We start from the raw sequence: 9,470 nt of genomic DNA on the forward strand, positions 1-9,470 counted from the left end.
ATTCAGCCTCAACAACAGGTTCATCAGTGCTGGGCAAAGCATGCCATACTGCTTTTACTAGAGTGGCAAGAGGAATTGCAAAAAATACGCCCCAAAACCCCCATAGCCCACCAAAGACTAACACCGCGACAATGATAGCAACGGGATGTAGATTAACGGCTTCAGAAAATAGAACGGGAACCAATACGTTGCCATCCAAAGCTTGGATGATGCCATAAGCAATTAATAATGTGTAAAACGGCGGAGTCATGCCCCATTGGAAGAGACCGACGATGGCAACTGGCACCGTCACAGCGGCCGCGCCAATATAAGGGATCAAAACCGATAGACCCACAGCCACAGCAAGCAACACCGAATAACGTAAATCAAGAATGGCGAAAGTGACGTAACTGATACTACCAACAATCAGTATTTCTAACACTTTTCCACGGATGTAGTTTGAGATTTGTTGGTTCATCTCTTGCCATACTTTAGCCGCGAGTTTACGGTTACGTGGCAATAACCCACTGGTCATTCGCAGCATTTCATTCTTATCTTTCAATAAAAAGAAGACCAGCAACGGCACTAAAATGAGATAGACACCCAAGGTGGCCAAACTCACAAGAGAAGCAAGTGACCCTTTAACGACACTTTCCCCCATACCTAAAGCCTGGTTCTTCGCATTGCTTATCACCGACTCAACAATCTGTAAGTTATCGAGTTCAGGGTAACGTTCAGGAATACTCAAAATGAAGCTTTGCAACCCTGCATACATGTTAGGAATGTCATTGATTAAATTACCAACCTGTTTCCAAATGGTTGGTACTAAACCAAAGATAGCCAGCAGCATCAAACCGACAAATAGCAAAATCACCAAAATTACGGAAACGGACCTAGGAAGCCCAAAACGGCGCAATTGCATTACTGGCCACTCAAGTAAATACGCCAGCACAATGGCCACAAGCAGCGGCGCAATCAAATGGCCGAAGAAATATATCGTTACAAAACCAAAAAACAGAATAGCAACCAGACTAACGGCATGAGGATCAGAAAAGCGTCTTTGATACCAACGAGTTACCATTTCAAACATTTAATCGAGTTCCTTAATTACTTTTAGCCAAAAATAGCCGGGTGACGTGTTCCACTGGCAACGAAAGCCATGAGCAGACAAATATTTTTCTATATCCTGTCCTGAGCTGACGTCGTTAAGCCAAATGTCTAATACCTCACCCAAAACCAATTGAACAGTGTGACGCTTCGCAAGTAATAAAGCCATCGGACAACGCTGCTGGCGTAAATCCAGAATATTTGGTTCCATTCTTCTGCTCAATGCTTAATATAGGCCTGCCATTGTATCGAGTTTTGACTGGCATGCCAGTGTTTATCGATACTCAAACACCGGCTGGCTTACTCTTCTCTCTCTACAATTTTTGGCCGCTATTTTGAGTTGGAAACCAATTCACACATTCAATGTCATACAGACAAGAAGATCACGGAATATCACTGACAAATATGAAGTTTAAACGCGCTCGATCCTTACTTTGCCTCTGTATTACTGTGGCGATAAACGCCCCTTCCTTGAGCTATGCCGACACTATAGAGCTACCGGACATTGGGACAGTAGCAGGTTCGACCTTGACGATTGATCAAGAGCTTATTTATGGTGATGCTTATATGCGCATGCTGCGTAACAGCCAGCCTATCGTCAATGATCCGGTGATCAACGAGTACATCGATAGCCTAGGGCATAAATTGGTTGCCAATGCCAACGATGTAAAAACGCCGTTCACCTTTTTTATGATCCGCGATCGCAATATCAATGCGTTTGCCTTCTTTGGCGGTTATGTTGCGTTGCACTCTGGGTTGTTTTTGCATGCACAAACAGAAAGCGAACTCGCTTCGGTTCTTTCGCACGAAATTGCCCACGTCACGCAGCGCCATTTAGCACGCAGTATGGAAGACCAAGCCAGACGCTCACCAGCAACAATCGCCGCATTGGCGGGCTCTTTGTTACTGGCCATTGCGGCACCTGAAGTGGGCATTGCCGCCATTACCGCCACCACCGCAGGCAGTATGCAAAGCCAAATAAACTATACGCGCAGTAATGAAAAAGAGGCTGACCGATTTGGTATTGCAACGCTAGCCAAAGCGGGGTTTGATGCCCAAGCCATGCCAAGGTTTTTTGGCCGCCTCGCTGATGAATATCGTTACGCTAGTAAACCGCCACCGATGTTACTAACCCATCCGCTGCCAGAAGATCGTATTACCGACAGCCGTGAGCGTGCCCAACATTACCCGCCTATGCGCCTTCAACCTTCATTGGATTACCATTTAGCACGCTCGCGAATTGTTGCTCGCTATGCTGGGATTGATAATGAAGCCGCTCTTGATTGGTTTAAGCGTGCGGAGAAAAAAGAGAGTGCGACTCTCGCGCCAGCCTTCCAATATGGCAAAGCCTTGGTTTATCTCGATAGCAAGCAATTTGATAAATCAGAGGCGATTTTATCAAAGCTGGTTGCACAAGACCCAACAAACAATTTCTATCTTGATGCGATGGCCGATCTCGATATCGCTCTAAATCAAGCGGCCAAAGCCCAAACCTTGCTAGAGAAGGCGCTCAAACAGAAACCGAACAATCCAACCTTAACAATTAACTACGCCAACAGCTTGTTAAAACAAGATAAATTGTCTGATGCCATTCGGGTATTGCAGCGCTACACCCATGACAACCCTAATGATACCAACGGTTGGCATTTGCTATCAGAAGCGAATATCGGCATTGGCAATAGCCAAGAAGATCTCGCCGCGCGAGCGGAGCTTCTAGCGCTCAAAGCTAATTGGAATAAAGCGATTCAATATTACACTCAAGCAAGTCAACTCGCCGAACTTGGCAGCTTAGAACAAGCTCGCTACGATGCACGCATTGACCAATTGATGGTGCAACGAGACCGATTCTTATCACTCCAATAATCACAATACAACGAGGAGAAGTTATGTCAGTCGTGATTTATCACAACCCTAAATGCTCAAAAAGTCGTGAAACTCTGGCACTGCTAGAAGACCGCCAGTTAAAGCCACAGATCATCAAATATTTAGACCAAGCGCCAACCATCGAACAGTTGAAAACCTTGTACGCTCAACTCGGGCTACAACAGGTTCGTGATATGATGCGCACCAAAGAAGATCTCTATAAAGAACTTGGCCTAAGTGATAATGCACTTACTGATGATCAACTATTTTCAGCCATGGCCGCGCACCCTAAGTTGATTGAGCGTCCCATTGTTGTCGCCAATGGTAAAGCGCGCCACGGCCGTCCACCAGAGCAGGTACTTGAGATTTTATGAGTATTAAAGTCGTCGTACTTTATTACAGCAGGCACGGTTCAACGCAAGCACTGGCACGGCAAATCGCACGCGGAATTGAAGCACAAGGCGCGACAGCGCTCTTGCGCACCGTTCCGGCGCTAGACAATCATGCAGAGCAAACGACCGATCCCTACCTGACTCTGGATGAGTTAAAGCAATGTGATGGTTTGGCTTTTGGCAGCCCAGTCTGGTTTGGCAATATGGCCGCGCCACTGAAGCACTTTTGGGACCAAACGACCCCTTTATGGATTAGCGGCGCATTAATTGATAAACCCGCTTGCGTGTTTACTTCTTCATCCTCTTTGCATGGCGGCCAAGAGAGTACGCAACAGAGTATGATGCTGCCACTGATGCATCATGGCATGTTAATCGTTGGCATCCCTTATTCAGAGCCTGCACTGCATACCACAACCTCTGGAGGCACGCCATATGGTGCAAGCCATGTCGCAACACACTCGCCACAACTCACTACGCACGAAAGTGAACTGGCTAAAAATTTAGGAAAACGGCTGGCAATGCTAGCCAGCCGATTAAAGGACAGATTATGACGGCAGAAATGATGCCAAGCACCAAGCAGTACCGATGGCTAGCTTTACTGAGTAACTTATCCCTAATTATATGGGTGGTTTTATGGCAATTCTCGCTCTCTCCTCACCCTCATCTTAATCATGTTGCATTGGCCATTGCATGGGTTATCCCACTGCTTTTACCATTACCGGGAATTTTGGCCGGAAAACCCTACACTCACGCCTGGGCCAACTTTGTTTTAATGCTCTACTTTCTACACGCATTGACGCTGATTTATGTTGATGGAGGGGAGCGCTGGTTAGCGGTAGTGGAACTGCTACTGACATTTGCCGCTTTTGTCGGTAATACCTTGTATGCTCGCCATCGAGGTAAAGAGCTCGGACTGAAACTCAAGCGTCTATCTGAAGTCGAAAAGCAAGAGAAAGCCAATTTTACCCACGATAATCAACCATAGAGTCAATCCATGACAGGATTGCCTATTCTTCTCATGCAAAAAGAGCCCTGATGGGCTCTTTTTGATTATCTCAGCATTTGTTCAAGGGGTGGCTGAGTACTTTACGCTTGCCACTCAAAAGAGAGCACTCGCTTCACAGGTTCAGTGATGGCCTGAGATAATGACGGTTCAGTTGTGACTTGCAAAGAGCCTGACTCCACAGCAGAATCATCAACCTCTGCTGCTGGGGTAAGCTGTATTGGCACACTCTCTGGCTGTGGGTCGTCAATTTTAGCGACTTTGCCCATGCGTAGCACTTCTTGCTCAAACTCGGACTCTGAAGCCAACAAATGCACTTCGAAAGTGATTTCCTCACCTTGAATCTTGAGAATGTCCAAAGAAGCAACAGAGCTTAAGCGCTTCAACTTATTCTCCAAGGTAAAGAAATCCATTGCATCATCAATCGGGCTAAAACGAGCAAGCAGCGAAGAAGAGGATTCACTGGCCACGATAACCGAGCTCTTTCTTGCATAGTAATCACTCAATTGATCGACCATTTGTTCAATGGCATCGTCACCAGACGCTTGACCAGACAGTGGCGCTTTCGTGGCTTGTGTCATTTGAGCGGCGGGTTGATCATACAAACTCCAACGCACACCATTACTTTGCACTCTGACCACCAACACAGCATCGGTTGGATAACGTTGGCTAGCCATACTGATAGGCTGCACGAAACCGCCCCACAAATCCGATACTTCCACACCGGTAATATCATCAAAATCACCCACAGGCACTGTGATAGGCAAACCGCGAGTTTGAGTCGCGCCTTTAAGCTGTTTTAACGTACTCGTGTCAGAATGCTCCCAAGCGATACTGCGGTCATAACCTGACTCTTCAATCAACCAGACTAAAACATTAGCTCGGTTTTCAGGCCAAAATGGTAATTGAGCTTGAGTTAATAATGTGCGGATATGCGGTGCGCTAAACCCCATGACAATCGAAGATTGCGCCCCATTTTGACCATAACTGATTTGCGCTAAATATTGCGAATTCTGCCTTAAAGCTTTTTGAATCACCTCATTGTTCACCGCATTCCTATCACCCGAAGCTCGAACAATCACTTCGCTCATCCCTTTGATACGAGCATTCGCGTCGGCATTGTCTTGCTGTTGATCAATCACGACTTCGGTATGGTATAAGTCGACCTTGGTTAAGGCATAAGCAGGGAGAGTGAGTAAGCTCATCACCAACATAGCTAAATAGCGCATACTGTTCCTATGATCTGTTTTGTGAACGTCGATGATAAGCAACTATCCGGTCCGCGGCAAGGAATCCACGGCAGAGTTCGGTGATAATTTCATCAACATTTGTGACTTTATTTGATCTAGTTTCAATGGCAATCGTTTGCAAAAGTGATAGAATCCCGCGAATTTTTATTTTGCTTCAGGGAAATCATGATGAAAAATGCCATCCAAGGCGCACAGATGCTCTTCGTCGCATTTGGTGCGCTGGTTCTTGTCCCGCTGTTAACTGGGCTTGATCCTAACGTTGCACTATTTGGCGCCGGTGTCGGTACCCTTTTATTCCAACTTATTACTCGCCGCTCTGTCCCCATCTTTCTTGCTTCTTCTTTTGCCTTTATTGCACCGATTATGTTTGGCATCCAAACTTGGGGCGTTGCCTCGACGATGGGCGGTTTAGTGGCCGCTGGTTTTGTCTACATACTACTGGGAGCGATCATCAAAGTCCGTGGCGTAGAAATCATCCACAAAATTTTACCTCCTGTGGTCGTTGGCCCGGTGATCATGGTGATTGGCTTAGGCCTTGCGCCTGTTGCTGTAAACATGGCGCTAGGTAAAACTGGAGATGGTTCGGTACAACTGATTAGCTCAGATGTAGCGATGTGGATCTCTTGCGTTTCACTGTTAACCACCATCACGATTAGCGTTTTTGCCAAAGGTTTTCTCAAACTATTGCCGATCTGCGGCGGTATTTTTGCAGGCTATCTTTTGGGCCTCTATTTTGGTGTAGTGGATTTTACTCCTGTTACGCAAGCGGCTTGGCTGTCAATGCCGAACTTCACTTTCCCTGAGTTCAACATCAACGCGATCTTGTTCATGATCCCAGTTGCAATTGCTCCGGCAGTCGAACACGTGGGCGATATGCTCGCGATCTCAAACGTCACTGGAAAAGATTACATCAAGAAACCTGGGCTACATCGCACCATTGCGGGTGACGGTGTTGCCACCATCGCAGCCTCTATGCTGGGCGCGCCACCAAACACTACGTACAGCGAAGTGACGGGTGCCGTAATGCTGACGAAAGCCTTTAATCCAGTAATCATGACTTGGGCTGCGATCACCGCGATTGTATTAGCATTGGTTGGTAAGCTGGGCGCGCTACTGCAAACCATTCCAATTCCCGTAATGGGCGGTATTATGATTTTGCTGTTCGGTTCAATTGCAACGGTTGGCCTAAACACACTGATTAAAAATCATGTCGATCTTCACAAGTCTCGCAACTTAGTGATTGTAGCAGTGACATTAGTGTTTGGTATCGGCGGCATGGCCTTTGGTATCGGAGAGTTTAGCCTACAAGGTGTCAGCTTATGCGGTATCGTAGCCATTATTCTAAACTTGATCCTTCCTAATGACTTAGGAGAAAACCATGTGGTGGATAACGCCCAGATGGAAGAAGAGATCAAACTGAAGAACTAATTTTGCCAGTCAATCCGGCCTCACTCGAGGCCGGATTTTCATTCTCTATTCTTGACACAATTCAACAAACTCACCTCGCGTTAATAACGCAAGATCGCTCGGTGCCAATTCAATCTCTAAACCGCGCTTACCTGCACTGACACAGATGGTCGATTGATCTTCTGCGCTGAGATGAATGAAGGTCGGTAGTGCTTTTTTCTGCCCAAGTGGGCTAATGCCACCGACCACATAACCCGTGGTTTTTTGCGCTATGTCTGGATTAGCCATTTCCGCTTTTTTCGACTTAGCCGCTTTGGCCGCACGCTTTAAGTTTAATTTTTGATCAACAGGAATAATCGCGACAGCGAGATTTTTCGGCTCGCCATTTAAGCAAAACAGCAGTGTTTTAAACACTTTTTTCGGATCTTGTCCCAAAACCTCAGCCGCTTCTAAACCATAACTGCTGTGATTAGGATCATGTTGATATTGATGGAGAGTGTGAGGAATTTTTTTCTTTTTCGCCAAATCAATCGCAGGTGTCATCGTGCTTATCTCAAAGTAGCCGTTAGTGCCAATAAAAAAGCGATGCCTAAGCACCGCCTTTAGTTAAAATGATTGCTCACAATGAGTCAAACTCTTTATCGCACTATCACTTATAGACAATTTCGCCCGCTGGCGCATATTGGTTCACATCAATTGGACTGTGTGCTTCGAGGTAATCTTTCAATACTTCCGCGTCCACAAAGCCTGTATTGACATAACCTGGGTGATCGGAGATTTTTGGATAACCATCACCACCCGCTGCATTGTAGCTAGGCACGGTGAAGCGATACGTTTCATCCAAACGGAGCTGCTTATCACCAATAAAGACGTTCGATACCTTACCATTGGCCACTGTCATCGAAATCCCCGCGAATTGTACATAAGCGCCAGAATCAACAGGTTTGGTCGCCACTTCATTGAGGTAATCCAACACTTCAGCCCCGGTCATATCGGTATAAGTGAGAATATTGGCAAAAGGTTGTACTTTGAGCACATCTTTATAAGTGATTTTTCCTGCATCAATCGAATCACGCACGCCGCCAGAATTCATCACCGCAAAGTCGGCTTTTGCGCGTTCCATATGAGAAAGTGCAATCAAACGACCTAAATTGGTTTGTTGGAAACGCACAACGTTGCGATCCCCTTCTAACTTACCATTACTTTGTGCAATGACTACATTCAGTTTCGCTTGACCTTGCTCTTGATATGGACGCAAGAAGCTAAGCATTTCTGAATCTTCAGCGATTTGATCTTGAATCAGTACGCGCTTACTCTCGCCATTCACGTTCACCTTTTTCTTCAGGTTTACAGGGATCAGATTGTAGCTCACCATGTTCAGTTCACCATTACGGAATTCGTAATCCGCACGGCCAACATACTTACCCCATTCATGCGCTTGCACTATGTAAGTACCGTTTTGCATATCAGGCTTACACTCATCTCCCGGATGGAAGTTTTTCTTCACCACGTTAGGGCCTTCCATGCAGACAGGCTCTTGAGAGTGGCCGCCGACGATCATATCGAGAGAACCTTCATCCAAGTATCGTGCAAGCGCAACATCACCCGGTGCATTCACACCACGTTGACCATTTTCATAATGGCCCATGTGGGTAACGGCAAAAATAAGGTCCGGCTTTTCCGTTTTCTCAATTTCTGCGATCAGTTTTTTCGCTTCTTCTTTTGGATCTTTAAACTCAATACCACCAATGTATTCAGGGTTGCCGATTTTAGCGGTATCTTCAGTCGTTAAACCGATAACCGCTATTTTCACGCCCTGTTTATCAAACATTTGGTAGGCTTGGAATAGACGTTTTCCGGTCGCTTTATCGTAAATGTTGGCCGACAGCATTGGGAAATTCGCCCACTCTTTTTGCTTAAACAGCACCTCGAGCGGGTTATCGAATTCATGGTTACCTAACGCCATCGCATCATAACCAATCTTGCTCATGCCTTTAAAATCAGGCTCTGCATCTTGCAGATCAGATTCAGGAACTCCGGTATTAATATCGCCACCAGAAAGAAGCAGTACGCTGCCGCCTTCAGCTTCAATATCAGAGCGAAGATCGTCGATCAGCGTTTTACGTGCCGCCATACCATACTCGCCATATTTGTTTTGCCAGAAACGACCGTGGTGGTCATTAGTGTGTAACACGGTGAGTTTATAAGTCGTATCTTCCTTCCACTCATGAGTGGGTTGAGTTGCGCAACCCACAAGGGCTGTAAGAATGGCCGCGCTGAGCGCTGTTTTTAGAATAAGACGTTGTTTCATTATCATACCTTTGAACTTGAAAAATCCACTGCTTGTGAGGGGGAGGCTATGGTCAACGTTGCAAACACAAAATCAAGCCATACCAATAAACTTGACCCAGTTTAAATTAACATCTCAAAGGTGACAGATTGATTTCATATTTATGTAGAATTGATCAC

General features: G+C 46.0%; 10 protein-coding genes. 5 read left to right on the plus strand and 5 right to left on the minus strand.

Annotation, left to right across the window (positions count from 1 at the left end):
• A partial coding sequence (locus tag B9J84_RS09415) for an AI-2E family transporter (RefSeq protein ID WP_143698849.1) occupies window positions 1-1,069 on the minus strand: 1,069 nt, incomplete at its 3' end.
• The gene (locus tag B9J84_RS09420; protein WP_017042766.1) at window positions 1,070-1,297 is read right to left on the minus strand and encodes a sulfurtransferase TusA family protein; all 228 of its coding nucleotides are present in this window, start codon (window positions 1,295-1,297) and stop codon (window positions 1,070-1,072) included.
• Window positions 1,298-1,491: 194 nt separating this feature from the next.
• Between B9J84_RS09420 and B9J84_RS09425 the strand changes: the two genes are divergently transcribed.
• The 4 genes from B9J84_RS09425 to B9J84_RS09440 are packed head-to-tail and all read left to right on the plus strand — an operon-like array spanning window position 1,492 to window position 4,326.
• Window positions 1,492-2,949 carry a M48 family metallopeptidase gene (locus tag B9J84_RS09425; protein ID WP_026028354.1) on the plus strand — a complete coding sequence of 486 codons (1,458 nt, stop codon included), beginning with the start codon at window positions 1,492-1,494 and terminating at the stop codon, window positions 2,947-2,949.
• A 23-nt stretch (window positions 2,950-2,972) separates the two neighbouring features.
• Window positions 2,973-3,323 carry an arsenate reductase (glutaredoxin) gene (arsC, locus tag B9J84_RS09430; RefSeq protein WP_064625784.1) on the plus strand — a complete coding sequence of 117 codons (351 nt, stop codon included), beginning with the start codon at window positions 2,973-2,975 and terminating at the stop codon, window positions 3,321-3,323.
• On the plus strand, window positions 3,320-3,892 hold the full coding sequence (gene wrbA / locus B9J84_RS09435; RefSeq protein WP_017042769.1) for an NAD(P)H:quinone oxidoreductase: 573 nt from the start codon (window positions 3,320-3,322) through the stop codon (window positions 3,890-3,892). The genes arsC and wrbA overlap by 4 nt, the downstream gene beginning before the upstream one ends.
• Before the next feature lie 8 nt (window positions 3,893-3,900).
• Window positions 3,901-4,326 carry a DUF2069 domain-containing protein gene (locus B9J84_RS09440; protein ID WP_026027302.1) on the plus strand — a complete coding sequence of 142 codons (426 nt, stop codon included), beginning with the start codon at window positions 3,901-3,903 and terminating at the stop codon, window positions 4,324-4,326.
• A gap of 101 nt (window positions 4,327-4,427) precedes the next feature.
• On the opposite strand, the gene B9J84_RS09445 is transcribed toward B9J84_RS09440, so the two are convergent.
• On the minus strand, window positions 4,428-5,573 hold the full coding sequence (locus tag B9J84_RS09445) for a DUF2066 domain-containing protein (protein WP_170935149.1): 1,146 nt from the start codon (window positions 5,571-5,573) through the stop codon (window positions 4,428-4,430).
• 189 nt (window positions 5,574-5,762) lie between these two features.
• Here B9J84_RS09445 and B9J84_RS09450 point away from each other — a divergent pair, with 189 nt between their 5' ends.
• On the plus strand, window positions 5,763-7,022 hold the full coding sequence (locus tag B9J84_RS09450; protein WP_010320498.1) for a uracil-xanthine permease family protein: 1,260 nt from the start codon (window positions 5,763-5,765) through the stop codon (window positions 7,020-7,022).
• Between the two features lie 45 nt (window positions 7,023-7,067).
• Here B9J84_RS09450 and ybaK read toward each other — a convergent pair whose 3' ends face one another.
• Entirely contained in the window at window positions 7,068-7,544 is a 477-nt protein-coding gene (gene ybaK / locus B9J84_RS09455) for a Cys-tRNA(Pro) deacylase (RefSeq protein ID WP_026027304.1), read from the minus strand.
• A 106-nt stretch (window positions 7,545-7,650) separates the two neighbouring features.
• Entirely contained in the window at window positions 7,651-9,312 is a 1,662-nt protein-coding gene (gene ushA / locus B9J84_RS09460; RefSeq protein WP_094124017.1) for a bifunctional UDP-sugar hydrolase/5'-nucleotidase UshA, read from the minus strand.
• Between the last annotated feature and the right edge of the window lie 158 nt (window positions 9,313-9,470).

The sequence above is a fragment of the Vibrio sp. V03_P4A6T147 genome, from assembly GCF_002241085.1.
In the GTDB taxonomy this organism is placed as follows: domain Bacteria; phylum Pseudomonadota; class Gammaproteobacteria; order Enterobacterales; family Vibrionaceae; genus Vibrio; species Vibrio anguillarum.

Coding starts and splice junctions, on each gene's coding strand:
- B9J84_RS09440 (WP_026027302.1), top strand. CDS start 3,901: ATGATGCCAAGCACCAAGCAGTACCGATGGCTAGCTTTACTGAGTAAC.
- B9J84_RS09425 (WP_026028354.1), top strand. CDS start 1,492: ATGAAGTTTAAACGCGCTCGATCCTTACTTTGCCTCTGTATTACTGTG.
- ybaK (WP_026027304.1), bottom strand. CDS start 7,544: ATGACACCTGCGATTGATTTGGCGAAAAAGAAAAAAATTCCTCACACT.
- B9J84_RS09420 (WP_017042766.1), bottom strand. CDS start 1,297: ATGGAACCAAATATTCTGGATTTACGCCAGCAGCGTTGTCCGATGGCT.
- arsC (WP_064625784.1), top strand. CDS start 2,973: ATGTCAGTCGTGATTTATCACAACCCTAAATGCTCAAAAAGTCGTGAA.
- ushA (WP_094124017.1), bottom strand. CDS start 9,312: ATGAAACAACGTCTTATTCTAAAAACAGCGCTCAGCGCGGCCATTCTT.
- B9J84_RS09445 (WP_170935149.1), bottom strand. CDS start 5,573: ATGCGCTATTTAGCTATGTTGGTGATGAGCTTACTCACTCTCCCTGCT.
- B9J84_RS09450 (WP_010320498.1), top strand. CDS start 5,763: ATGAAAAATGCCATCCAAGGCGCACAGATGCTCTTCGTCGCATTTGGT.
- wrbA (WP_017042769.1), top strand. CDS start 3,320: ATGAGTATTAAAGTCGTCGTACTTTATTACAGCAGGCACGGTTCAACG.